Annotated in this window: 20 protein-coding genes and 1 other RNA gene; 7 read left to right on the forward strand and 14 right to left on the reverse strand. The window is 48.9% G+C overall.

Going from position 1 to position 25437, the window contains the following annotated elements:
• Window positions 1-7 precede the first annotated feature (7 nt).
• Window positions 8-1918 (reverse strand): alpha-amylase family protein, encoded by a 1911-nt coding sequence (locus tag ACTHTK_RS00415; protein ID WP_371492924.1) that lies wholly within the window; start codon window positions 1916-1918, stop codon window positions 8-10.
• A 667-nt stretch (window positions 1919-2585) separates the two neighbouring features.
• Here ACTHTK_RS00415 and ACTHTK_RS00420 point away from each other — a divergent pair.
• From ACTHTK_RS00420 to ACTHTK_RS00430, 3 genes are read left to right on the forward strand one after another with little or no spacing between them, the layout of a single operon-like run.
• Window positions 2586-3365, forward strand: coding sequence for a (Fe-S)-binding protein (locus ACTHTK_RS00420; protein ID WP_049323225.1), 780 nt, complete (start codon window positions 2586-2588; stop codon window positions 3363-3365).
• Window positions 3362-4063, forward strand: a complete 702-nt coding sequence (locus ACTHTK_RS00425; RefSeq protein WP_371492925.1) for a LutC/YkgG family protein — start codon at window positions 3362-3364, stop codon at window positions 4061-4063. Before ACTHTK_RS00420 ends, ACTHTK_RS00425 begins: the two co-directional genes overlap by 4 nt.
• On the forward strand, window positions 4060-5514 hold the full coding sequence (locus ACTHTK_RS00430) for a LutB/LldF family L-lactate oxidation iron-sulfur protein (protein ID WP_049333852.1): 1455 nt from the start codon (window positions 4060-4062) through the stop codon (window positions 5512-5514). The genes ACTHTK_RS00425 and ACTHTK_RS00430 overlap by 4 nt, the downstream gene beginning before the upstream one ends.
• Window positions 5515-5701: 187 nt before the next feature.
• Here ACTHTK_RS00430 and ACTHTK_RS00435 read toward each other — a convergent pair whose 3' ends face one another.
• Entirely contained in the window at window positions 5702-9535 is a 3834-nt protein-coding gene (locus ACTHTK_RS00435) for a DUF3683 domain-containing protein (protein WP_440378216.1), read from the reverse strand.
• Between the two features lie 260 nt (window positions 9536-9795).
• Here ACTHTK_RS00435 and ffs point away from each other — a divergent pair.
• Window positions 9796-9892, forward strand: an RNA gene (gene ffs, locus ACTHTK_RS00440) — signal recognition particle sRNA small type.
• A gap of 117 nt (window positions 9893-10009) precedes the next feature.
• Here the strand turns inward: ffs and ACTHTK_RS00445 are convergent.
• The 6 genes from ACTHTK_RS00445 to ACTHTK_RS00470 all read right to left on the reverse strand — a co-directional run bounded on the left by ACTHTK_RS00445 (window position 10010) and on the right by ACTHTK_RS00470 (window position 15116).
• Window positions 10010-11227: a uracil-xanthine permease family protein gene (locus tag ACTHTK_RS00445; RefSeq protein ID WP_003679234.1), complete on the reverse strand. Its 1218-nt coding sequence runs from the start codon at window positions 11225-11227 to the stop codon at window positions 10010-10012.
• A gap of 167 nt (window positions 11228-11394) precedes the next feature.
• Window positions 11395-11706 (reverse strand): hypothetical protein, encoded by a 312-nt coding sequence (locus ACTHTK_RS00450; protein ID WP_003679235.1) that lies wholly within the window; start codon window positions 11704-11706, stop codon window positions 11395-11397.
• A 63-nt stretch (window positions 11707-11769) separates the two neighbouring features.
• Entirely contained in the window at window positions 11770-12381 is a 612-nt protein-coding gene (locus tag ACTHTK_RS00455) for a hypothetical protein (RefSeq protein WP_107723221.1), read from the reverse strand.
• Window positions 12381-13643 carry a multifunctional CCA addition/repair protein gene (locus tag ACTHTK_RS00460; protein WP_063069006.1) on the reverse strand — a complete coding sequence of 421 codons (1263 nt, stop codon included), beginning with the start codon at window positions 13641-13643 and terminating at the stop codon, window positions 12381-12383. Before ACTHTK_RS00460 ends, ACTHTK_RS00455 begins: the two co-directional genes overlap by 1 nt.
• Window positions 13644-13718: 75 nt before the next feature.
• Window positions 13719-14681: an SPFH domain-containing protein gene (locus ACTHTK_RS00465; RefSeq protein WP_039863787.1), complete on the reverse strand. Its 963-nt coding sequence runs from the start codon at window positions 14679-14681 to the stop codon at window positions 13719-13721.
• A gap of 9 nt (window positions 14682-14690) precedes the next feature.
• A complete protein-coding gene (locus ACTHTK_RS00470; protein ID WP_107723222.1) occupies window positions 14691-15116 on the reverse strand; it encodes an NfeD family protein in 426 nt (141 codons plus the stop codon).
• A gap of 125 nt (window positions 15117-15241) precedes the next feature.
• Between ACTHTK_RS00470 and ung the strand changes: the two genes are divergently transcribed.
• Window positions 15242-15901 carry a uracil-DNA glycosylase gene (gene ung, locus ACTHTK_RS00475; protein WP_107723223.1) on the forward strand — a complete coding sequence of 220 codons (660 nt, stop codon included), beginning with the start codon at window positions 15242-15244 and terminating at the stop codon, window positions 15899-15901.
• Between the two features lie 54 nt (window positions 15902-15955).
• Here the strand turns inward: ung and ACTHTK_RS00480 are convergent, their stop codons facing one another.
• The 5 genes from ACTHTK_RS00480 to ACTHTK_RS00500 form a co-directional block, all read right to left on the reverse strand.
• Window positions 15956-17029, reverse strand: a complete 1074-nt coding sequence (locus ACTHTK_RS00480) for a sulfate/molybdate ABC transporter ATP-binding protein (RefSeq protein ID WP_107723224.1) — start codon at window positions 17027-17029, stop codon at window positions 15956-15958.
• Window positions 17026-17886: a sulfate ABC transporter permease subunit CysW gene (gene cysW / locus ACTHTK_RS00485; RefSeq protein ID WP_107723225.1), complete on the reverse strand. Its 861-nt coding sequence runs from the start codon at window positions 17884-17886 to the stop codon at window positions 17026-17028. Before cysW ends, ACTHTK_RS00480 begins: the two co-directional genes overlap by 4 nt.
• Before the next feature lie 84 nt (window positions 17887-17970).
• Window positions 17971-18807, reverse strand: coding sequence for a sulfate ABC transporter permease subunit CysT (gene cysT, locus ACTHTK_RS00490; protein WP_003683475.1), 837 nt, complete (start codon window positions 18805-18807; stop codon window positions 17971-17973).
• 160 nt (window positions 18808-18967) lie between these two features.
• Window positions 18968-19417, reverse strand: a complete 450-nt coding sequence (locus tag ACTHTK_RS00495) for a DUF4124 domain-containing protein (RefSeq protein ID WP_107723226.1) — start codon at window positions 19415-19417, stop codon at window positions 18968-18970.
• Between the two features lie 12 nt (window positions 19418-19429).
• Window positions 19430-19624, reverse strand: a complete 195-nt coding sequence (locus tag ACTHTK_RS00500) for a hypothetical protein (protein WP_070632972.1) — start codon at window positions 19622-19624, stop codon at window positions 19430-19432.
• A gap of 186 nt (window positions 19625-19810) precedes the next feature.
• Between ACTHTK_RS00500 and ACTHTK_RS00505 the strand changes: the two genes are divergently transcribed.
• A complete protein-coding gene (locus ACTHTK_RS00505; protein ID WP_003683571.1) occupies window positions 19811-21439 on the forward strand; it encodes an ABC-F family ATPase in 1629 nt (542 codons plus the stop codon).
• Between the two features lie 185 nt (window positions 21440-21624).
• Complete coding sequence (locus tag ACTHTK_RS00510) at window positions 21625-24093, forward strand: calcium-binding protein (protein WP_107723227.1); 2469 nt, start codon at window positions 21625-21627, stop codon at window positions 24091-24093.
• An 89-nt stretch (window positions 24094-24182) separates the two neighbouring features.
• On the opposite strand, the gene ACTHTK_RS00515 is transcribed toward ACTHTK_RS00510, so the two are convergent.
• Window positions 24183-25400, reverse strand: a complete 1218-nt coding sequence (locus tag ACTHTK_RS00515; protein WP_107723228.1) for a D-alanyl-D-alanine carboxypeptidase family protein — start codon at window positions 25398-25400, stop codon at window positions 24183-24185.
• Between the last annotated feature and the right edge of the window lie 37 nt (window positions 25401-25437).

Raw genomic sequence — 25437 nt, forward strand, 5'->3', positions numbered from 1 at the left:
ATTCAGCTTATGCAATTTCAAGCCACATGACTTGATAGGGTTGCAGGACCAAATCCTGATTCAGAGAAACGGTTTGACCGCTGATCAAATCGTGCGCTTTAAACGGCATGGCCTGCAGGGTGTGCGCACTAATGGTTTGCGCATGTTCGCTGAAGTTGCCGAATGCCAAAAGCGCGTTGTTGCGCATATAGCCGATGATGTGTTTGTTGTTGGTATTGAAGGTAACCAACCTGCCGCCGTCAAAGCGCGGATTGCTTTGGCGGATGGAAATCATATGGCGTAAACCTTGGAAGATTTGACCGGCAGTGGTCGAGCTGTCATGGCGTTGGTTGTACAACTCCTCATTGTAACGAGGACGGTGTACCCAGCGGCTGTCATCGCTCTTATTGCTGTCTTGCGACCAATCATCGTCATTGAGCGTACCGACTTCGTCGCCTAGGTAAATCAGCGGTAGGCCGCCGGTACTCAAAGCAATGCTGTACAAAAGTTTAATGCGCTCAACGGCATATGGATCGTTTTGCGCCAAGCCGACCAAAGCTGCTGCTGTACCGCTGACACGGCAGTCGCCTGTGCTTGGATTGTATTGGAAGGGGACGCCGCGCGCGAAGCTGCCGTCAAAATGGTTGACGAAGAAGCGGTTGAGGAATTGTCGGTGGTCGTAGCCGTGAATACCGAACTGCCATGCGTCCTCATCGGCAAACGTCCAGCCGATGTCGTCATGGCTACGGACGTAGTTAACCCATGCCGTGTGGTCGGGCAGGTTGTGACGGTAGGTCAGTGCTTGATGGAGCAAGTTGACTTCGCGTGTGGCGAGGGTGTTCCACAACAATGCCATTTGCAGAGGGTTGTAGCCGATTTGACATTCGTCTTGGCTGATGTATTGGACAACTTGGTCAGGGTGGACGATGGCTTCCGATTTGAAGAATACGGCTGGCGCTGCGATACGCATTACAGAGTTAAACGCGCGAATCAGAGCGTGTGCCTGAGGCAGGTTTTCGCAGCTTGTGCCCATTTGCTTCCAAATAAAGGCAACGGCGTCCATGCGCAGAATATCAACGCCCAAGTTGGCAAGGAACATCATTTCGCCTGCCATGGCACGGAATACCCATGGGTTGCTGTAATTCAAGTCCCATTGGAAAGAATTGAACGTTGTCCATACCCAGCGTCCGTCTTCCAGTTGGGAGAAGCCGCCCGGGTGTTGGTCGGGGAAGATTTCACGCAGGGTGCGGTCGTATTGGTTGGGCATCCAACGGTCAGGGAAAATGTAGTAGAAATTGTCGTAGAGCGGATCGCCGGCGGCGCAGCGTTTTGCCCATTCGTGTTCGTTGGAAGTGTGGTTGAAGATGAAATCGATAACGGCGGAAATGCCTGCTTCGTGCAAAGCGGCAATGACATCGCGTAAGTCGTCTATCGTACCCAAAGCCGGATTGACATCGCGGTAGCTGCTGACCGCATAGCCGCCGTCGCTTTTGCCTTCAGGACATTTAAACAGGGGCATCAGGTGCAGATAGGTTAGGCCCAATTCTTGGAAATAAGGGATTTTGGCTTTCAAACCTTGCAGATCGCCTGCGAACAAATCGACGTAGCACACGCCGCCGACCTGTTTGTTGGACAAAATCCAGTCAGGATCGTTTTCGCGCGCGATATCGATATCTTTTAAAGATGCGTTGCGTTGGGAATAGCTTTGCCATGCTTGGGCAATCAGTTGCTCCAACATGGGGAGGACGGCTTCGTTGTTGTTGTAAACGTTGTCCAGCTCGTGCATCAGTTTTGGAAAGTGTTCTTCAAGCCGTCTGTCAAACTGTTTCCAGTCTTCAGATGCCTCGATGCTTGCACGCTGTTCGGGAGTATATATCGATAGGGTGCGTTCTTTAAGGTGATGCAAGGTCAAATCAACCTGTTGAGTCTGGGTCAACATAATGCCTACTCCGAAATTAAGGTGAAATTGTTTTGAAGCTTGGTTTCACTTCTTTTGCAAATCCATGCCGATTGTGGGCGGCTAAGACTGTAATTTTGCGTCAAGAAACTGTCTCAATGATACTGGAAGTGCTTGAGTGTGCAAAGGGTTTTCAAGGTTAGGAACGATGATTTTTCAAGTGTTTGATTTTGATTAAAAGTAGGATTAAGCAGATGGAAAGAGGCCTTTTGACGAACTTATCTTTCAGACGGCCTGAGTCTTGTGAGAAAAACTTTTATTTTTATTGTCTTAGATATCTTTTTATTCCAATATGGCCGTCTGAAACATATTTACAGCATAGCGGATTGCTTGTTTCATCTAAAAACGTGTCATAGAGATTAAGTTCATGACTTCTGATGTAAATCAAAATTCTATAAAGAGGCAGTGATTGTGTTTTGAAGAGGGAAGGAATGTACGAGTTTCATTTATTAAAAAATGAATCCATCAGTTTTCTTATTGATAGTGGTTATTATGTAGATTATCAAGTTAATAAGGAAAAGGTGTTTGTCTGGTTTGTCATGCTTTTTTAATATTATTTTTTAAAATTAGACTTGACCCATTACAAGCAATTACTTAAAGTACCCATCTTATTTTTACACAAGAAAACGGGTTGTCCCGTTCCAAAAAAATGAGCGCAATCAAACCACCACAAATCACCGTATTCGACAGCAAGCCAACCGATGCTTATTTCTTCGGTACTTGCGTTCTTGACCTTTTCATGCCCGAAGCAGGCATGGATGCCATCACTTTAATCGAACAACAGGGCATCCGTATCCATTATCCGATGGAGCAAAGCTGCTGTGGTCAACCGGCCTATTCGTCAGGTCATCCTAAAGAAGCCTTTGATGTTGCCAAAGCGCAACTGGATTTATTCCCTGAAAATTGGCCGATTGTCGTGCCTTCTGGTTCTTGCGGCGGCATGATGAAACACCACTGGCCGACTTTGTTCAAAGGCACCGAGTACGAACAAAAAGCCATTGATTGCGCCAATCGTATCATTGAATTTACCCACTTCCTGCTGGCGATTGGTTACAAACCTGAAGATAAAGGCGAGCCGGTTAAAGTGGCCGTTCATACTTCCTGCGCGGCACGTCGCGAGATGAATGTCCATTTGTCAGGCTGGCAGCTGATTGACGGCATGGAAAATGTTGAACGTATCGTTCACGACCATGAAAGTGAATGCTGCGGTTTTGGCGGTACATTCTCTGTAAAACAAGCCGATATTTCCGGCGCGATGGTAACCGACAAAGTTGCAGCACTGAAAGAAACAGGCGCAACTGAAATCATTAGCGCGGACTGTGGCTGCATGATGAATATTGGCGGCAAAATTGCCAAAGACGAACCCAATATGCCACGTCCGAAACATATTGCATCTTTCCTGTTGGAACGTACCGGAGGTAAAGCATGAGCGCGCGCGAAAATATTTTAGCGAAATTGAAAAAAGCCGATGCCTTGCCGATGGAAGAACCGCCGGTTTTCGATTATTACCGTGAAATGGGTGTTTCTTGGGCAAACGATGTCGAACGCTTGAAACATTGGGCGGCTGCCATGCGTGCCGTCAAAACTGAAATCTATTGGGTTACTAAAACCAACTGGCCGCAAGTATTTTGCCAAGCAGCCGAAGGCAAAGGCTTGAAAAACATTCTGCTTCCATTGGAAACGGAACATGGTCAGCTGGCTCGTGCAGCTTTGGCCGATACCAATATTGAACCGCGCGGTTTTGAGCGAAAAATCGACGACTGGAAAAATGAATTTTTTGCCGATATTGAGGCTGGATTTAGCGGCTCTAAATGCGGTATTGCCCGTACCGGTACGATTATGCTGGAGTCCAGCCCTGTCGAGCCGCGCAGCCTGAGTTTGGTTCCGCCTGTGCATTTCTGCCTGTTTGACACCAGCAAAATGTACAACGAATTCCATAATGCTGTTGAAGGCGAAAAACTGGTAGAAAAAGGCATGCCTACCAACGTTATTTTGATTTCCGGCCCGTCTAAGACTGCCGATATTCAATTGACTTTGGCCTATGGTGCACACGGCCCGCGCGATTTGGTGGTTTTGGCCGTTCTGCCTGATTACATTTCCCCTGCCAAGTTGGAGGAAAAAGCATGAGTTCCCAAACCATTAAATTCCATATGAAGCCGGAAACATTCAAGCAAAACGCCGCGATTTCTTTGCAAGACAAGCCTCTGCGTAAAAGCTTGCGCACGGCGATGGATATGCTGATGACCAAGCGCAAAGCCGTTTTGACAGATGAAGAAGAGCTGCAAAGCCTGCGTGATTTGTGTGAGCATGTCCGTCAACGTTCGTTGTCCAAATTGCCTGCATTATTGGAACAACTGGAAGAAAACCTGACCAAGTTAGGCGTTAAAGTCCACTGGGCGGAAACACCTGCCGAAGCCTGCCAAATCATTCACAACATCATTACCGATAAAAACGGTAAGCTGATGGTGAAAGGCAAATCTATGGTCAGCGAAGAGATTGAGCTGAACCATTATCTGCAAGACCAAGGCATCAAAGCAGTTGAGAGCGACTTAGGCGAGTTTATCGTTCAAATGGCTGGCGAGAAACCAACCCATATCGTGATGCCTGCCATTCACAAGACCAAAGAGCAGGTTAGCGAGCTTTTCCATCAAAACCTTGGCACGCCTTTGACAGACGATGTAGATCAGCTAACCGGATTTGCCCGTAAAGCATTGCGCGATATTTACAGCACTGCCGATGTTGGTTTGAGCGGTGTGAACTTTGCCGTTGCGGAAACGGGTACTTTGTGTCTGGTTGAAAACGAAGGCAACGGCCGCTTGAGTACCACTGTACCGCCTGTGCACATCGCCATTACCGGTATTGAAAAAGTGGTTGCGAAGCTGTCGGATGTTCCGCCTTTGTACAGCCTGCTGCCACGCTCCGCCATCGGTCAGAACATTACCACTTATTTCAATATGATTACCGGCCCTCGCCGTAGCGAAGAGCTGGACGGCCCTCAAGAAATGCACTTGGTACTGCTTGATAACGGCCGTAGCCAAGCGTATGCAGAAGATCAAATGCGCCGTACCTTGCAATGTATCCGTTGCGGTGCGTGTATGAACCACTGTCCGGTTTATACCCGTATCGGTGGCGCGGCTTACGGTACGACTTATCCTGGTCCGATTGGCGAGATTATCTCTCCACATTTGTTAGGCTTGGATGCAACACGCGATCTGCCGACTGCGTGTACCATGTGTGGCGCCTGTGTTGAGGTTTGTCCGGTACGTATTCCGATTACCGAACAAATGCAACGTCTGCGTGTTGAAGCGCAACGTTCGCCAACCGAAACCGTTCCTCATCCTATCCGTGGTCAAGGTGCATCGCATACTTTCGGCGAACAAATGGCATGGCGTACGTTTAACGGTATTTTCAGCGGCAGTAAAGCTTATCGAGCATTCGGCTGGGCTGCTACCAAATTCCGTGCATTGACGCCAAGCAAGCAGTTAAGCTGGACCAATAACCATGTTCCGATGAAACCTGCCAAGCAAACATTGCATGAGATGATGGCAGAAAGAAAACGTCAGCAAGAAAAAGCATAAGACTTGAAAATAAAACCTGAGGGATAAAAGCCTCAGGTTTTATTTTTTATTAAATACTGCTGGTGTAGCATCGCTATTTGTAAAGGCATTTGATTTGATTATTGTATTTTGATTCTTTTGAATAAAAAGGCCGTCTGAAAGATTTTCAGACGGCCTTTATTACATCCAAAAGTTTTTGTCTAAGTCCTTAGAGCAATACTTTTTCTACACCGCCGTTATTGGCTTTTTTCACAAACTCATCCAGCCAGTTTTCGCCGAGGATGTGTTTTGCCATTTCGATGACGATGTAGTCTGCAGGCATATTGTTGTCGTCGGCGTAGCGGCTCAAGCCTTGCAGGCAGGCTGGGCAGGAGGTAAGCATTTTGACAGGTTCGCCCTGCGGCAGCTCTTTGAGGTTTTTCTCAATTTCCTCTTGTTTGCGGAACTTGACCTGAGTGGCAATGTCTGGTCGTTTGACGGCAAACATACCGGACTCGCCGCAACAGCGGTCGCTTAAGACGACTTTCTGTCCCATCAGGCTGCTGGCCATTTGGGTGGCGTTCATAGTTTTAATCGGGGTATGGCAAGGGTCGTGGTAGAGGTATTGCTGACCTTTCACGCCGTTTAGTTGCACCCCTTTTTCAAGCAGATATTCGTGGATATCGATGATACGGCAGCCTGGGAAGATTTCTTCAAAACGGTATTTTTCCAGTTGGTCATAGCAGGTACCGCAACTGACGACGACGGTCTTAATGTCGAGGTAGTTGAGGGTGTTTGCCATACGGTGGAAAGCCACGCGGTTGTTGGTGCTCATTTCTTCGGCTTTAGCCTTATTGCCGCCTGCGTCTTGTGGATAGCCGCAACACATATAGCCGGGTGGCAGGACGGTTTGTACGCCGACATGCCAAAGCATGGCTTGAACGGCAAGCCCGATTTGGCTGAACAAGCGCTCAGAGCCGCAGCCGGGGAAGTAGAACACAGCTTCGGCATCTTCGGGCGCGGCGGGATTGCGGATGATGGGGATGCTTTTGTCGTCTTCTATGCCGAGCATGGAGCGCGGTGTTTTGGCGGGCACGCTTTTGGGCAAAGGACGGTTGATGAAATGGATAACCTGTTCTTTGATTGAGGCGGTACCGACGGTGGATTTCGGTTCGGCTTTTTGCTTTTTAGTGCCAATCGGAAGAAGTTTGCCGATTTTGTAGGCAAAGTTTTGCGCTGGGAAGCCGGTCTGTATCATGGCGGCACGAAGAGCTTTGATGGTTTTTGGGCCTGTGGCGTTCAAAAATGCCATGCCCATTGAAGCCGCAGGCGCAAAGCGTTTGTGGCCGGAATCGGCAAGGTAGTTACGGACGGCTACGGTAACGTCGCCAAAGTCGATGTTGACAGGGCAAGGTTTAACGCAGCGGTGGCACACGGTGCAGTGGTCGCCGATGTCCATCAGTTCTTCAAAATGTTTGATGGAAACGCCGCGACGGGTTTGTTCTTCGTATAAGAAGGCTTCGGTCAGCAAGCCTACGCCGAGGATTTTGTTGCGGGGACTGTACAGCAGGTTGGCACGCGGAACGTGAGTAGAGCAAACGGGTTTACATTTGCCGCAGCGCAGACAGTCTTTGACGGAATCAGCGATGGTGCCGAGGTCTGATTTTTCCATAATCAGCGATTCCGCTCCCAAAAGCTCGAAGGACGGCGTATAGGCGTTGCGCAGGTCCGAGCCTTTCATCAGTTTGTGACGGTTGAAGGTGTGTTTGGGATCGACTTGGTTTTTGTAGTTCCAAAACGGTTGCAAATCTTCATCGGTCAAAAATTCGAGCTTGGTAATGCCGATGCCGTGTTCGCCGGAAATTACGCCGCCGAGCGAACGGGCGATTTTCATGATGCGTTCTACAGAACGGTAGGCCGTCTGAAGCATTTCGGCATCGTCTGAGTTAACCGGAATATTGGTATGAACGTTACCGTCGCCGGCGTGCATATGCAGGGCGACAAAGACGCGGCTGCGTACGGTTTTGGCATGGATTTTGCCCAAGCCTTGGATAATTTTGGTATCGGTTTTGCCGCTGAAAATTTCAGAAAGAGGCTTCATTACGTCTGCTTTGACAGACACGCGCAGGCGGAAATCGCGGAAGGCAATAAAGCAGCTTTCATTGTCTTTGGCTTCGGGAGCGGCATGGACGGCTGCGCCATAGCGAGCTTTATAGTCGGCAAGTGGCGCATCCAAGTTAGCAAGCAACCATTCCCAACGCGCTTTGACAGCGGAAACGTGGGCTAGGGCGTGTTTGCCGCGTTCGCCCAATAGTTCGGCGGTTGGCAGGTCTGTTCCCATTTTGTCGATGGGGAGTTTGCCGGACAGATATTGCTCCAAGGCGGCACAGAGTTTGAGCTTGTTTTGGATGGAAAGCTCAATGTTGATGCGTTCGATGCCGTCTGAATACTCACCGAGTCTTTCGAGTGGGATTACCACGTCTTCATTGATTTTAAAGGCGTTGGTGTGTTTGGCTATGGCGGCGGTGCGGCTGCGGTCAAGCCAGAAGGTTTTGCGGGCTTCGGGAGATATGGCGATAAAGCCTTCGCCGTCGCGGGCGCGGGCGAGTTCGCAGATGTGTTCGGCGGCTGCCTGTACGGCGGTTTCGTCGTCGGAAACCACGTCTGCCAGCAAGACCATTTTCGGCCGCCCTTTGCCTGCTGCTTTGGTGGCATAACCGACAGCGCGGACGTAACGCCAGTCTAAATGCTCCAAACCCGCCAGCCGTACGCTTTCATGGGTAAGCAAGAAGTCGCGGATTTCGACAATGGACGGCGTGGCGGTGGCGACCGTACCGAAAAATTCCATACACACAGTGCGCGTGTATTTCGGCATTTTATGTAACACGAAAGCAACGCTGGTGATGATGCCGTCCGTGCCTTCTTTTTGTACGCCGGGCAGGCCGCTCAAGAATTTGTCGGTAACGTCTTTGCCCAAACCGACTTTGCGGAATTTGTGGCCGGGGATTTCCAAACGTTTGGTATTGACGATATTGCGGCCGTCTGAATCCAGCGTATGTACGTCAAACACGGCGATTTCTTCGTCGTGGATTTTGCCGAAATTGTGGCGCACGCGTTCAATACGCAACCATTCGCCTTGAGGATTGACCATGTTCCAGTAGGCGAGGTTGTCCAAGGCAGTACCCCACAGCACGGCTTTTTTACCGCCTGCGTTCATCGCCACATTACCGCCCACGCAAGACGCATCGGCGGAAGTCGGATCAACGGCGAACACTAAACCTGCCTGATGCGCGGTTTCTTCTACCCGGCGGGTTACTACGCCTGCGCCGCAATGGATAATCGGATGTCTGCCGTCCAAGCCTGCCAGCTCAACGTATTCGACGCCGCGATGCTTGTCGAGTTTTTCGGTATTGATGACTGCGCTGTTTGCGTCCAAAGGTACTGCGCCGCCGGTATAACCCGTACCGCCGCCGCGCGGGATAATAACTAAGTCCAACTCGATTAAGGCGCGCACTAAAGGCGCGATCTCTGCCTCGGTATCAGGATTGACGACGACAAATGGATACTCCACGCGCCAGTCGGTCGCATCGGTAACGTGCGTTACGCGAGCCAAGCCGTCAAACATGATGTTGTGCGGCTTGGTGATTTTGCTTAAGCGTTCCAAAATCTGATGGCGTTTTTGGCTGGTTTCATCAAAACTGCTATCAAAATGCTCGACTGCTTTTTCTGCTGCGGCAACCAAGACATCCACTTGCCGATTATCGTCGCGGCGTTTGCGGATTTCATTTAAGCGGTGGCGCATTTCGCGTACCAACGCGGCGCGGCGTTTTGGGTGCTCCAGCAAGTCATCGACTAGATACGGATTGCGCACGACCACCCAAATATCGCCCAATACTTCAAACAGCATTCGTGCTGAACGTCCTGTTTTGCGTTGACCGCGCAGGTCTTGCAGAATTTGCCACGCTTCGTTGCCCAACAGTCGGATGACGATTTCGCGGTCGGTATAAGAAGTATAGTTATAGGGAATTTCTCGAATACGCTGAGGGGCAGTAGTCGTGGTCATGGTCGTGTTCCGTTGATGGATGTAATGTTTTTATATTAAAGGCCGTCTGAAAAATGCAATTTCTTCTTGATGGCGTAAAGTGTTAATGTAGTGTAATTTTCGATATTTTTCAACGGAAAAGACAATAAACATTTCAATGGGAATGATTTGCAACTAGGCAATATTGTTTACAATCTTGTCGTGTAAATGGTTTTCAGACGGCCTGAGAGATTTTATCGCTTGAGTTTTTCTGTAAAACCGCTATAATGCGTTTCTTCTATGGCGGGTCTCCCCGCATGGTAATTCGGAACACCGGGTCAGGGGCGGAAGCCAGCAGCCCACTCTGATGAGCCAGTGCCGGGGGTTCGGCTCGCCACCTTATTCAAAAATGCCGGAGATGGTTAAGTCTCCGGCATTTTTCATTGTATAAAGCGTAAGAAAAAGGCCGTCTGAAATCTCATTTTCAGACGGCCTTTGAGTTTATGAACCAGCTATTTATGCTTCTTCTGATTTTGTATTGGGCAAAACGCAGTTCAGAATAATCGCCAATACGGCGCACAAACCTACACCGGCGAAGCTCAAAGTACCTACTTTGATAATCATGCCGCCGATACCGGTCGTCAATACGGAGCTGACGATAACCAGATTTTTCGGCTGCATCAAATCGACTTTCGCATCAATCAACGTTTTGATGCCCAAAGAGGCGATTGTACCGAACAGCAGCAACATAATGCCGCCCATAACCGGCATAGGAATCGAAGCCAAAAACGCGTTGAACTTACCGAAAAACGCCATGAAAATCGCAAAAATTGCCGCCCAAGTCATGATAACGGGGTTGCTGTTTTTGGTAATCATCACCGCGCCGGTCACCTCGCCGTAAGTGGTCACAGGAGGGCCGCCGATCAAACCGGCCACGCACACGCCCAAGCCGTCGCCGGCGAGGGTTTTGTCTAAGCCAGGGTCTTTGGTGTAGTTTTTGCCGGTCACATTACCGATGGCCATAATGCCGCCAATGTGTTCGATGGCAGGGGCAATGGCAACGGGTAACATAAACAAGGCAGCCTGCCAATTGACTTGAGGCGTTTCAAAATGAGGGACGGCAAACCAAGGAGCGTTGATGATGGCGCTGGTATCGACCAAGCCCATGATCAACGCCAACACATAGCCTGAAGCCACGCCGATCAGAATCGGAATCAGCTTCATCATCTTGCTGCCGAAGACAGAAACAATGACGGTTACCGCAAAGGTAAAGCCGGAGAGAATCAGCGAGTCGATATAGTCGATGACCTGTTTTCCATCCGCCTGACCCATAGCCATGCTGCTGGCTGCAGCGGCCACGGACAAGCCGATTACCATAATTACCGGACCGATAACCACGGGCGGCAACAGCTTGTGTACCGCATCCAGACCGCGCCATCTGATCAGAGCGGCAAAAACAAAGTACATGAAACCTGCCGCAAACAGACCGAACATGGTAGAAGGCAGGCCCCATTCGCCGATGGAGTAGATAATCGGTGCAATAAAGGCAAAAGAAGAGCCGAGGAAAATCGGCACTTTACGTTTGGTAACCAATTGGAACAACAAGGTGCCCAAGCCTGCGCCCAATAATGCCAAAGCCGGGTTCAGTCCCGTCAGAAGCGGTACAAGCACCATGGCACCGAATGCGACAAACAAAATCTGCGCACCGGCTACCGCCGTTTTAAGCTGATTCATAAAAGCTCCGAAGAAAATTCAAACGGCGCAGATTATACTGATTTATCCTAATTGTGAACATTTATTTACAAAAGGCCGTCTGAACATATGTAACGATGACACCTGTTCAGACGGCCTTGTTCAATAGCGGATGGTTAATAACTTATCAAAATCGATTAGGAAAATTTTCAGCCGCGTGTTTCGCGCCAAACCAAATAATCGCGCAGGGGCGGCATGGGCGGATTGATGCAGTGCGGACAGATGCCGGTTGTGTCTTCATCGTCGCTGTCGATATGGTAGTCGTTTGGATCGAAGCGCACCTGCTGCATGACGGCTTGCGCCAAAGCTTGCGCCTGTACGACATCAAAGCGGAATTTTTCAAGGATTTCGTTTAATAGGCGGATTTCGCCGTCGCTGAAAGATTCGCTGTGTTTGACAATGAGACGTTGATAATCTTCATTGCTGATTTTTTCGTGAAGTAAATCGGTCTGGATAGTCATGATTTTTATTGTTGAAATAAGATGGTCAAGGTGCGGATTATAGCAGATATCGTGGTGGCTGTTTTAAAGGCTGTGTTCTGGTTCGGAAAGTGCCTCTGTTTTGGCTTTTTTTGGCATTAGGCTATTTAATTTTGAGTTAATTGCTTGGTAATCGTCGCTATAAAAAAATTCTCCGATATATATGGTTTCCCCATGATAAACAAATGACCATGCACCTTGTTTACTATTTGGTTGTCGTAAGGGGCTGGAGATGGTGGATGTATTCCTTCTCTGGCTCAAATAGTTACGTAGTGTTATTTTAGTGTTTTTAGTATTTGCATGGTTCTCATGTGGCTGCCATTGCGCTATTTCTACGAGTGAAAATTTTTTACCTTTTCCCAATCCAAACAGCGTGAACTGGTGTGAAAGTATTCCATTTTGAACATGAATATGTTCTTGTCCAAAAAGTTGCCACAGTAAGTCATAAATACATTGGAAAGAAAGCAGACCCAAAAATATGAGGAGTATGATATTAAATACTGATTCAAAGTTTAAATTTGGAATGTTTGCCAATATCAATAGTACGATTACAAGGTCTCTGCAAGTTAATAGAAGTTTGAGTCGGTTACGTATAATTTTTGCTGACAAGGTAATTTTGCTAGGTGTTTGTTCAATTTTATAACGCGAAGATGTCATCAATATCCTCTTACTTTGTCTGCCTGATACGCTTTTTGCAGCGGTGTAATTTGTGCTAAGCGGGCATGATCGATTTGTTCGGCAATTAAATGGGCTTTCCCTTGTGCGCGGCACTCGGTGGCAATTTTGCCTGCATCTACTTGGTTGGCGGCCTCAAGTAAGGCCAGCCAGTGTTCGCGTTGCGGATAGGGGGTGTCTTTAAGGTTCAGACGGCCTTGTTTGTCGGCCACGCAGACGTTTAAGGCCGTCTGAAAACGTTCGGGGCGGCGGAATGCATCGGTTTTTTTCAAAACATTCAAAATGGTTTTGCTTTTAAACTGCCCGACTTGATGGAGCATGATGTGCCAACGGCAGACGAGTTCGGCAAGCTCGGCGCAGTGTTTGGGTGCGCGCAGGCGTTGATTGACTTCGCGGACGGGTTCGACGCCGTTGACGTCGTGTTCGTAGTGTTTCGGCAGGATATCGGCCGGTGTTTTTGCCTTGCCCAAGTCGTGCAATAAGGCGGCATAGCGTTCGGCGAGGGACAGATTCATTTCTGCGGCTCGTTGTACAACCATCAGCGTATGAATACCGCTGTCGATTTCAGGATGATAATCGGCGCGTTGCGGTACGCCAAAAAGGGCATCGACTTCGGGCAGCAAGACTTTGAGTGCGCCGCATTCGCGTAAAACTTCAATCATTCGGCGCGGATTTTTCTCCATCAAACCTTTGGCCAATTCCTGCCAGACGCGTTCGGCAACCAAGGCATCCGCTTCTCCGTTTTCTACCATTTGCCGCATCAGCGACATGGTTTCATCGGCAATTTGAAAACCATAACGCGCGGCAAAACGGGCAATACGCAAAATCCGTACGGGGTCTTCGGCAAAGGCAGGCGAAACGTGGCGCAGGATGCCGGCCGCCAAATCTTGTTGTCCGCCGAAAGGGTCGATGATCGTGCCATCTGCATCCTGAGCCATGGCATTGATGGTCAGGTCGCGGCGCATCAGGTCTTGTTCCAGCGTAACGTCTTTATCGGCATGAAAACTGAATCCGGCATAGCCTTTGGCGGTTTTGCGCTCGGTACGGGCGAGGGCGTATTCTTCGTGGCTGTCCGGATGGAGAAAGACGGGAAAATCTTTGCCGACCGGCTGATAGCCTTGAGCCAACATGGTTTGCGCATCTGCACCGACGACTACCCAATCGCGGTCTTTGACGGGCAGGCCTAACAGATGGTCGCGGACGGCGCCGCCGACAAGATAGGTTTTGATGGTTTGTGTATTCATATAAAAATCGAACGATATAAAAAGGCCGTCTGAAAAGCCGTATTGGGTTTTCAGACGGCCTGAGTCAGAACGCTATTATGAGGCTTTAGGCTTGTTGCCGTCGATGATTTTCAAACCGGCGGACACCAAGCTGCCGATATCGGCAACGTTGGCAGGCATAATCAGCGTGTTGCTTTCTTTAGCCAAATTGCTGAAGGCAGCAACGTATTGCTCGGCAACTTTCAGGTTGACGGCTTCAGCACCGCCCTCTGAGCGAACCGCCTCGGCGATTTTACGGATGGCGTCGGCGTTGGCTTCGGCCACCAGGCGCAGGGCTTCAGCTTCACCTTGTGCGCGGTTGATGCGGGCGATTTTTTCACCGTTTGACGCATTGATGGCGGCTTGCGCTTCACCTTCGGATTGTTGGATTTCTGCCTCGCGCTGACCGCTGGCAAGGTTGATCTGCTCGATTTTACGGCCTTCGGATTCGGCAATGCGCGCGCGTTTTTCACGTTCGGCGGTAATTTGCGCCTGCATTGAGCGCAGAATTTCTTGCGGCGGAACCAAGTCTTTGATTTCGTAACGCAATACTTTCACACCCCAAGCGCCTGCCGCTTCGTCCAAAGCAGCAACAACAATGCTGTTGATTTCGTCGCGTTCTTCAAAGGTTTTATCCAATTCCATGCGGCCGATGACAGATCGCAAAGTTGTCTGCGCAAGCTGGGTAATCGCCATGATGTAGTTGCTGGAACCATATGAAGCGAGTTTAGGATCGGTAACTTGGAAGTAGATGATGCCGTCCACAGTCAGCTGAGTGTTGTCGCGGGTAATACAGACTTGGCTGGGAACATCCAAAGGAACTTCTTTCAGCGAGTGACGATAGGCGACACGGTCGATAAATGGGATAAGGATGTTCAGACCTGCAGTCAGCGCTTTGTGAAAACGGCCTAATCGTTCGACTACATAAACTTCCTGTTGCGGTACAACGATAAAGGATTTGAAACCAAAAACAACAACAACGATGAGGATGAGGACGGGGAGACTGAGCAGAAATTCCATAATGTTTCCTTATGATGATGGTTGGGAGAGTGTGCGGATAATCAGTAGATTACCGTTTTTGGCAGTAATGACTGCACTTGAGGCCGTCTGAAAAGTATCTTGGGGCCGTTCGGCTTGCGCCTGCCAGTGTGTACCGCGGTAGGCGACTTCGTAAATATTGTCATGCAGGTGGCATAGGATGCGGACATTTTGCCCAATATCCAAATCATCGTTGAGTGCTTGGGGAGCCAACTGGTTTTTCAGACGGCCGTGTACCAGCCAGATACCAAGTGCGCTGATGATGGCAGCGGTCAAAACGGCGGTAGAAAAGTGACTGCTTAATCCGTACATGATTCCGGCGGCGGCCAGCGCTACGCTGACCACCAAAAGATAAACCGTTCCGATAAACAATTCGACAATCAGAACAACGGCGGCGGCAACAAACCATATCGTCATGCGGCATATCCTTTTAATAATCTTTTGATAATCCTTATCATAATGGCAATGGCTTAAAATGAAAAGGCTAAGGCTGAAAATTATTTCAGTTATAATAAGTCCATTCAAATACGGAGCGGCAAACAATGCAGACTTGGCACGAGGCAATTGGTGCGGAAAAAGAGAAGGCGTATTTTCAAACGATTTTGGAGAAGGTTCGCCATGAAAGGCAGGCGGGGATAACCGTTTATCCGCCCGAGCGCGATGTATTCAATGCCTTTCGGACAACGGAGTTCGGACAAGTAAAGGTAGTGATATTGGGGCAAGACCCGTATCACGGCGCGGGTCAGGCGCATGGTTTGGCGTTTTCCGTGCAGCCTGAAATTGCGGTGCCACCGTCACTGGTCAATATTTATAAAGAATTGGCGACGGATATTGAGGGATTCCAGATTCCGCAACATGGCTATTTGCAGCATTGGGCGGAACAGGGCGTGTTGCTATTGAACACGGTGTTGACTGTCCGTGCCGGTGCGGCGCATTCCCATGCGACTTTTGGCTGGGAGGCGTTTACCGATGAAGTCATCCGACAATTGGATAAGGAACGCGAACATTTAGTCTTTATGCTCTGGGGCAGCCATGCGCAGAAGAAAGGCGCGTTTATAGACCGCAACCGTCATTTGGTGCTGACCGCGCCGCATCCTTCGCCTTTATCGGCGTATCGTGGCTTTTTCGGCTGCAAACATTTTTCGCAGGCAAACGCTTATTTGCAGGCGCATGGTTTAGAGCCGATTGATTGGCAGGTTTAAATAAGATGAAAGGCCGTCTGAAAGCAGATTTTCAGACGGCCTTATGATTTAGTCTCAAATCGAATATTCAATCAGTTCGTTTTGAGAAAAGACATAAACCTGTTTCGGAATCAGCTTCAATTCTTTGCCTTCGGCGATTTGGTAACGCGCGGCATCGCTGCCAGCCAGCGTGATATGTACGTCCTGTTTGTCGTGTTTCACCACAATATGCGTCAATGCGCCGACGGCGTGGATTTTTTCGATTTCGGCGCGGATCATCGGTGTTTCGTTTTCGGCGGCCAGCTGCCATTCGTGCGGACGAATGTAGCCGATGGCAGTTTGCTCCTGCCATTTGTATTGCGCGTCCAATTTCCATGCGAAGCCGTTGTAATGCCAGATGCCTTTTTCGATGCGTCCTTCAAAAGCATCGGTTTCGCCGAGGAACTCGGTAACGAAGGCGTTTTCGGGTTTGCGGTAAATGGCTTCGGCGCTGCCGGTTTGTTCGATTTTGCCGTGGTTCATGACGACGATTTCGTCGGAAACTTCAAGGGCTTCTTCTTGGTCGTGTGTGACCAAAATGCTGGTTACGCCCAAGTTGTGATGGATGTCGCGCAGCCAGGTACGCAATTCTTTGCGTACTTTGGCATCCAAAGCGCCGAAGGGTTCGTCCAAAAGCAGGAGTTTCGGTTCGACTGCAAGCGCACGGGCGAGGGCGATGCGTTGGCGTTGTCCGCCGGAGAGCTGGTGCGGATAGGATTTGGCGAGGTGGGAGAGCTGTACGAGTTTCAGCAATTCTTCGACTTTGGCGCGGATTTGTTCTTTGGACGGGCGTTCGGATTTGGGCAATACGGTCAAACCGAAAGCAACGTTGTCAAACACGTTCATATGGCGGAAAAGGGCGTAGTGTTGGAACACGAAACCGACTTTGCGCTCGCGCACATGCTTGGCGGTGACGTCTTGCCCGTCAAAGAGAATTTGGCCACCGTCGGCGTTTTCCAGCCCGGCGATGATGCGCAGGAGCGTGGTTTTGCCGCAGCCGGAAGGGCCGAGCAGGGAAACGAGTTTGCCGGTGGGGACGTTGAGGTTGATGTTTTTCAGCGCGTGGAATGCTCCGAAGTGTTTGTTTAAATTTTGAATAGTGATGCTCATACTGCGTTCCTTTCGGCGGCGGCGAGTTTTTTGTCTTGTAATTTTGTGATGATGTTTTGCACCAGCAAGGTGGCCAAGGCTAAAAGTGCCAATACGCCGGAGAGGGCGAATGCGCCGGTGAAGTTGTATTCGTTGTAGAAGATTTCGACCAAAAGCGGGATGGTGTTGGTTTCGCCGCGTATGTGTCCCGATACTACGCTGACTGCGCCGAATTCGCCCATCGCGCGGGCGTTGGTAAGGATGATGCCGTAGAGTAGCGCCCATTTGATGTTGGGCAGGGTAACGCGCCAAAACATCTGCCAGCCGCTTGCGCCGAGAATCAGCGCGGCCTGTTCTTCGTTGTCTCCCTGCGCCTGCATCAAAGGAATGATTTCACGCGCAACAAAGGGGAAGGTAACGAACAGCGTCGCCAAAATAATGCCGGGGATGGCGAAGATAATCTGTATGCCTTGCGCTTCGAGCCAGCCGCCCAATGCCGTGTGCGCGCCGAACAATAAGACGAACATCAAACCGGCCACCACGGGTGATACGGAAAACGGCAAATCGAGCAGGGTGGTCAGCAACTGCTTGCCTAGGAAGTCAAAACGGGTCAGCAGCCACGCCATCGCCACACCCAGTACGGCATTGACGGGAACGACAATCAGCGCGGTAATCAGTGTTAATTTGATGGCAGACCATGCTTCGGGATCGGTCAGAGATTGCAGGTACAAATCCCAACCGCCTTTTAAGGCCTCGTAGAATACGGCAACCAAAGGCACGACCAGCATCAGCAGCAGAAAGCCCAAGGCAGTAGCAGTCAGCAACACGCGCAGCCAACGCGGTTCGCTCAGGTTTGGATTGGTAGAATGGGTTTTCATGTTAGTGAAGTCTCGATTTATTCTTGTATCCGTTTAGGCCGTCTGAAAAATGTTTGCTTGATGTTTCAGACGGCCTATTGTTTGTTAAACCTTCGCTCCGGCACGGCGGCTCAAGGTCCATTGCATGATGTTTAAAATCAGCAGGATGACAAACGAAATCATCAGCATAAACAGAGCAACGGCAGACGCACCCTGAGCATCGTATTGCTCCAGTTTGCCGGTAATAATCAAGGGCAGGATTTCAGACACCATCGGAATATTGCCCGCGATAAAAATGACCGAGCCGTATTCGCCGGTAGAGCGGGCAAACATCATGCCTGCGCCGGTCAACAGGGCCGGCGTGATTTCAGGTAAAAGGACGCGGCGGAACGTAGTCCAACGGCTTGCGCCCAACGTCGCCGCCGCTTCTTCATACTCGCCCGACAATTCTTCCAATACCGGCTGTACGGCACGGACGATAAAGGGCAGGCTGACGACAATCAGTGCAATCCAGATGCCGATGGGCGTAAAGGCGATTTTGATGCCCAAAGGCTCGAAAAAACGACCTATCCAGCCATTGGGCGCATACAAGGTTGCCAACGCAATGCCTGTTACCGCCGTCGGCAGCGCAAACGGCAAATCGACCAAAGCGTTTACCAATCCTTTGCCCGGAAATTCATAGCGCACCAATACCCAGGCAACCAACGTGCCGAACACGATATTGGTCAACATCGCATAAAACGACATCCGCAAACTCAGCCAGACGGCCGCCAAGACATTGGGTTCGGTAATTGTGTTCCAAAATCCGCTCCAGCCGATTTCCGCCGCTTTGGCCGCCATCATCGCAAACGGCAAAACCACCAAAAGCGACAGGCATAAAACCGTCAAACCCAGGCTGAGCTTGAAACCCGGCAATACAGAAGGCGTTTTGAGTAACAACATAATGGCAACCGTCAGAATTTAATACACGCTTACTTTAACAAGGCCGTCTGAAAACTGGAAAGAATGCTTTGTTAGGTATAAAGACGATTTTGTTATATTGAAAAGATGAAAAGGCCGTCTGAAAACCAAATTTCAGACGGCCTTGCTGGTGTGGTAAGGATCAATAGGCAACAGGATCTTGAGATGCAGGTTGGCGTTGCGCCGCGTCATAGTTTTCCTGAGCCGAGCGGACGGCTTTTTCCAAACCCTTGATCCGTTCGAGATAGCGGGCATAGTTGCGTTCATTGCCATAACGCACTTTTTTGCCTTCTTCCAAATTTTTCTTGGCGGTATCCAAAGCACGCTTGGCCGCACCGACATCAGCCGGATTGACCGGGGCGACAGCTTCTTCCGCCTGCTCGGCTTTGCTTGGGGAAGTCGGCGTTGCCGGTGTTGAAACAGGCGCAGAAGTATATACGGACGGTTTGCCGATATTGCTGGCTTTGCAGTTTTTGCCGCCGGCTTGGGTATAGACTTTGCGGCCGGCAGAATCGGTGCATTCAAAAATAGGCGCGGCGGAAACCGCAGTTGTCAAAGCGAGCAGTAATGTGCAGATCCAGATTTTGTTCATTTTTATTTTTCCTTAAAACCATTTCCACCAAACAAACAAAGCCGCAATCATGATGATGTTGGCGAAGAGGATGGGTTTCCACTGTCTGGGTGCGCGTCGTAATTCAGTGCCAGATCGCGTGCGGCGGATATAGAAAAACGGGCTGAGCAGCATAGAGGCGGCACATACCAAGATAATCACGGCGTAATAGATTTTGTGCGTTTCCATATCGTTTCTCCGTTTTAGACGGCCTGAAATGCTGACTACAACGCATTTTTGTGTGAAGCGCTGCCTGTTTTCATCTTAACATCGAAATTGGGCACATTCGCCATGGCCTCAATCCTGAGGTCTTTGCAAAAATATGCTACAATCGCGTCCGATTATAACATTCTATTTATAAAGGTTTTACGAATAATGATTTCTACCAACGGCATCACCATGCAGTTCGGCGCAAAGCCGCTGTTTGAAAACGTATCCGTCAAATTCGGCGAAGGCAACCGTTACGGCTTGATCGGCGCCAACGGCTCAGGCAAATCCACCTTCATGAAAATCCTCGGCGGCGATTTGGAACAGACTGCCGGCGAAGTCGCGATTGAAAACGGCGTGCGTTTGGGTAAATTGCGCCAAGACCAGTTTGCCTACGAAGACATGCGCGTGCTGGATGTGGTGATGATGGGTCACACCGAAATGTGGGCGGCAATGACCGAACGCGACGCGATTTACGCCAATCCCGAAGCTACTGAAGACGATTACATGAAAGCCGCAGAACTGGAAGCCAAGTTCGCCGAATACGACGGCTACACCGCCGAAGCACGCGCTGCCGAATTGTTGAGCGGCGTGGGCATTTCTGAAGATTTGCACAATGCGACCATGGCAGAAGTTGCCCCAGGCTTCAAACTGCGCGTATTGCTGGCGCAAGCCCTGTTCTCCAAACCAGACGTATTGCTCTTGGACGAACCGACCAATAACTTGGATATTAATACTATCCGCTGGTTGGAAGGCGTGTTGAACCAATACGACTCCACCATGATTATCATCTCGCACGACCGTCACTTTTTGAACGAAGTCTGCACCCACATGGCGGATTTGGACTACAACACCATCACCATCTATCCGGGCAACTACGACGACTATATGCTCGCTTCCGCCCAATCGCGTGAGCGCGCCCTGAAAGACAACGCCAAAGCCAAAGAGAAACTGCAAGAGCTGCAAGAGTTCGTCGCCCGCTTCTCTGCCAACAAATCCAAAGCTCGTCAGGCAACCAGCCGTCTGAAACAGGCAGACAAAATTAAATCGGAGATGGTCGAAGTCAAACCTTCTACCCGTCAAAACCCATATATCCGTTTTGAAGCCGACGAAAAAGCCAAATTGCACCGTCAGGCTGTGGAAGTTGAAAAACTGGCCAAACGTTTTGAAACCCAGTTGTTTAAAAACCTGAACTTCATCCTTGAAGCAGGCCAACGCCTTGCCATCATCGGCCCGAACGGCGCAGGTAAATCCACCTTGCTGAAACTCTTGGCAGGCGCGTACAACCCCGAATATTCAGACGGCCTGTTGCCGGACGAAGGCACCATCAAATGGGCGGAAAAAGCCAGTGTCGGCTACTATCCGCAAGACCATGAAAACGACTTCGACGTCGATATGGACCTGAGCGAATGGATGCGCCAATGGGGACAGGAAGGCGACGACGAACAAGTCATCCGCGGCACTTTGGGCCGCTTGCTCTTCGGCAGCAACGATGTCGTGAAAAAAGTGAAGGTTCTCTCCGGTGGCGAAAAAGGCCGTATGCTTTACGGCAAACTGTTGCTGTTGAAACCCAATGTCTTGGTTATGGACGAACCGACCAACCACATGGACATGGAAAGCATCGAATCCTTGAACATGGCGCTGGAAAAATACAACGGCACGCTGATTTTCGTCTCACACGACCGTCAGTTTGTATCTTCATTGGCTACCCAAATCATCGAATTGGATGGCAAAGGCGGATATGAACACTACCTGGGTGATTACGAAAGCTATCTGGAGAAAAAAGGCTTAGTTTAAGCTCATACTGATAACCTATTAAGGTATTGAAATGCCGTCTGAAAACCGTTGTGTTTTCAGACGGCATTTTTTTCTTTATCAAACTTAATAATAGATTACTGAACTTTTATGCTAATTTTATGACCAATAGGAGCTTGTATCGTAGATTAATTTAAAAATACAATATTTTTGAAGGAATATATCAAATGGTAGACCTTAAAACTGTAGTGCCAAACGCTTCCCAATATGGTGCAAAACTTGCCTACACGACTTATGAGGCAGAACAAGGCGAGTTGAAGAACGGTATCGTTGAGAACCACTCTTCTTCTAAAGAAACAGATCGCGCAACTGCCCGTGAAGCAAGCGGTCAGGCATATGTCGATTTGCCGACCAATGCGTCCGTTTCATTTATTGCGCAAGCAGAAGCCAATGCCGCAACCATCCGTTATACCGTTCCTGACGGTGAAAGCGGTAAAGTAGAAGTCAAAGTCAATAATACAGTGATCGGTACTTTGGATTTATCTTCCAAATCCAACTGGCAATATTTGGATAACTATACATATCATCCGAATGACGATATTAAAGTTCATGATACGCCTGCGGCAGATAGGCTTGCCCGCTTCCAATTTGACGAAGTCAGCCAATTATTTAAAGATGCCCATATCAATAAAGGAGATACAGTTACTATCACTAATCTCGACAGCACGCCCGTAGGCATTGACTTGGTTGACTTGGAAAAGGCACCGGACGCCATTAGACAGCCTGAAAACAGTGTCAGCATTACTGATTTCGGCGCAATTGCCAATGACGGCTCGGATGATTACCAAGCATTTATGGCTGCGATTGAATCTGCAAAAGCGTCTAAAAAATCTGTTTACATTCCTGAAGGTCAATTTGATTTTTCACGACCGATTTCTCTTTATGTTCCTGATGGCATTAAGATTACCGGTGCAGGGCAATGGCACACTAAGTTACATTTTTTGAATACTGAAGCTGCTAAATACGATGATAATGGGTATGTGAGCGGTGGTGGCGGTATTACTTTTGAGCCCGGTAGTAAAGATATAGATTTGGGCAATCTCTCTATGGATTCAAATCTAAATTCAAGACATGATGAGAAAGCCAATTATAAAGGGATATCCGGCACTTTAGGTACTGGCTCTTCTATTCACGATATCAAAATTGAACATTTTGAAGTAGGTGTTTGGATTGGGGATTATTCTAAAAACAAACCTTTAAATTACACCGATGGTTTGACTATCTCCAATGCCACTATTCGTAATAACTTTGCAGACGGCGTTAACTTTGCCCAAGGTACCAGTAATTCCACCGTTATCAATTCCAATATCCGCGGCAATGGTGATGATGGCTTAGCAACATGGTCAAGTCATCATGAGAATACCAATGCCCATGTTGCTGAAAATAACCGCTTTTTGAATAATACCGTTGAATTAGGCTGGCGTGCAGCAGGTATTGGTATCTTTGGCGGTAAAGGTCATGAAGTAGCCAATAACCTTATTAAAGATAATGCCAATTGGGGTGGCGTACGCTTAAACACTGTATTCAAAAACAGCCATAATTTTGATTTCAATGATACGGGTATTTCCGTTCATGATAACTTGCTGGTAAACAATGGGACTAATACGGACACATATGGTCGTGTTAAAGGTTCTATAGATTTGGAAGAAGGCAGGGATTATGCTACTCCAGAAAATGTTATTTTGGGAGAACTCAACAATATCAAAATTGAAAATAACACTATTGTGAATAATCTTTCCGACCAAGAGATTACTAAAACCCGTAATCCTAAAGAAGGCAATATTCCGGAGCCTGTAAACGAGACTACATTAACCATCGAAAATAATCATAGCCTTTCGGTAGCAGAAAATACTTCTGCAAAAAATGTAGCGGAAATAGATGATCACAGTCTTACCCAAGCTGCGAATCATTTAGGTGCTGATAATATCATCACAATTACAGACAGCAGCCATGCTCTTGTCAGCGGCGGCGATGGCAATGACCGTATCAGAGGCGGTTTGGGCAATGATACGATTAACGGTGATTCAGGTGATGACATCATTTTCGGCTATGGTGGAGATGACCGTCTTAATGGCGGTCTTGGTAACGACTCTGTACATGGAGGCAATGGCAACGATACTTTATGGGGCGAAAGTGGCAATGACCGTTTGAATGGCGGCGATAGTAACGACGTTTTGTTCGGCGGACAAGGAACCGATTACTTGGTAGGCGGTAAGGGTGCCGATACTTATGTTTTCAGCCTTGGAGAAGGTAAGGATACGATTACCGATAATGTGGGCGAACATAATGCACTGCAATTCGGCCAAAATATCTCTGTTAATGACCTGCATATTGATGCCATCACTGATGTTCGAGGTAATATCGATTGGAAAATTACCATCAAGGGATCAGAAGGGGACAGCATAACCATCAATGACCAATTCGTTTCCGGTAAAACTGATGCTGTGATTGATACCTTCCGTTTCGATGAAGGTACATTGAGCCTGCAAGAGTTGATGGGTAGGTTGTCAGGTAATGGCAATATCAGTAATTTGTCAGACGTCAATACGCATACTGACCGCATGAGCTACTCGTCTGTCGATACGGTTGATGTTCACGATGACACAGCATCTACCGCCAACGCTGGAATTATCTAATTAGCTGTCTTTTAGGCTGAATAAAGGCCGTCTGAAATCTAGAAAATAGGTTTCAGACGGCCTTTATTTATGTTTTGATAGAAAGAGGATTAACTGAATAAACCTTTAAACCACAACACAATCGCGTCCCACATACGGCGCAACCAGCTGCCTTCTTCCACGCCGGTTAGGGCGACGACGTCTTTTTCGGCAATGACTTTGCCGTCTTTCATGACTTTCAGTTTGCCCAATACTTGGCCTTTTTCAATTGGGGCGAGGACAGGCTGAAGTGTTTCTAAGATAGGTTTGACGTTTTTGCCGGTATCGTGGGGGATGGTAATGTAAACATCGTCCAAGAAACCGATGTCTACGGCTTTGGTGCTGCCTTTGTAAACTTTGACTTGGGAAATTACTTCTCCGCCGTTATAAAGTTTGGGTGTATCAAATGCCTGTAACGCCCAGTTGAGCAGTTTGCTGCTTTCACTGGCGCGCGCTTCGGTAGATTCGGCACCGGCAAGGATGGAAACAATACGGCGGTTGTTGCGTTTGCTGGAAGCGGCGAGATGGTAGCCTGCGCCTTCAGAATAGCCGGTTTTCAAACCGTCGATACTGCTGTCGCGATAGAGCAGAAGATTGCGGTTGGGCTGCTCGATATTATTGTATTTGAAAGATTTATTTGCAAATAAAGGATAATATTTCGGATAGTCATTAATGAGCGCGGCTGCCAAGATGGCAAGGTCGCCAACGGTTGAAACATGGCCGTTAGAAGAAATACCGGTCGGGTTGTTGAAGTGGGTGTGCTTCATGCCCAAGCGTTTTGCTTCTTCATTCATTTGTTTGACGAATTCGTCGATAGAGCCGTTGCCGATGGCTTCTGCAAGGGTAATGGCGGCATCGTTGGCCGATTGGATGGTTGTACCCTTAATCAAGGAGCTGACGCTGACAGGAACTTTCGGATCAAGGAACATGCGCGAACCTTCGACTTTCCATGCGGCATTGGAAACGGTCAGCATTTGGCTTGCTTCAAGTGTACCGTTTTCCAGTGCTTTAAAGGCAAGGTAGGCGGTCATCATTTGCGTCAACGCGGCTGGCTCGATAGGTGTATCGGCATTATTGGATGCCAAGGTTTGCTTGCTGTGCAGGTCGGTAACGATATAGGCCGTCGCCGCAATTTCCGGCGGCGTTGTCGGGCTGTTTATGCTGTGCAGCAGCGGCTGCGTTTGAGCCTCGCTTTGTACGGCAGGTGCAGATGCAACCGGGTCGGCAGCGAGGGCAGGAGTATTCAAGAGGGCAGCAAAAATTAAGCTAAGTAGCGTTTTTTTCATCATTATTTGTGGATTTGAATATGAGTGGATACTGTTATGA

It is taken from the genome of Neisseria sp. P0006.S009, from assembly GCF_051962915.1.
GTDB classification, from domain to species: Bacteria; Pseudomonadota; Gammaproteobacteria; order Burkholderiales; family Neisseriaceae; genus Neisseria; species Neisseria subflava_E.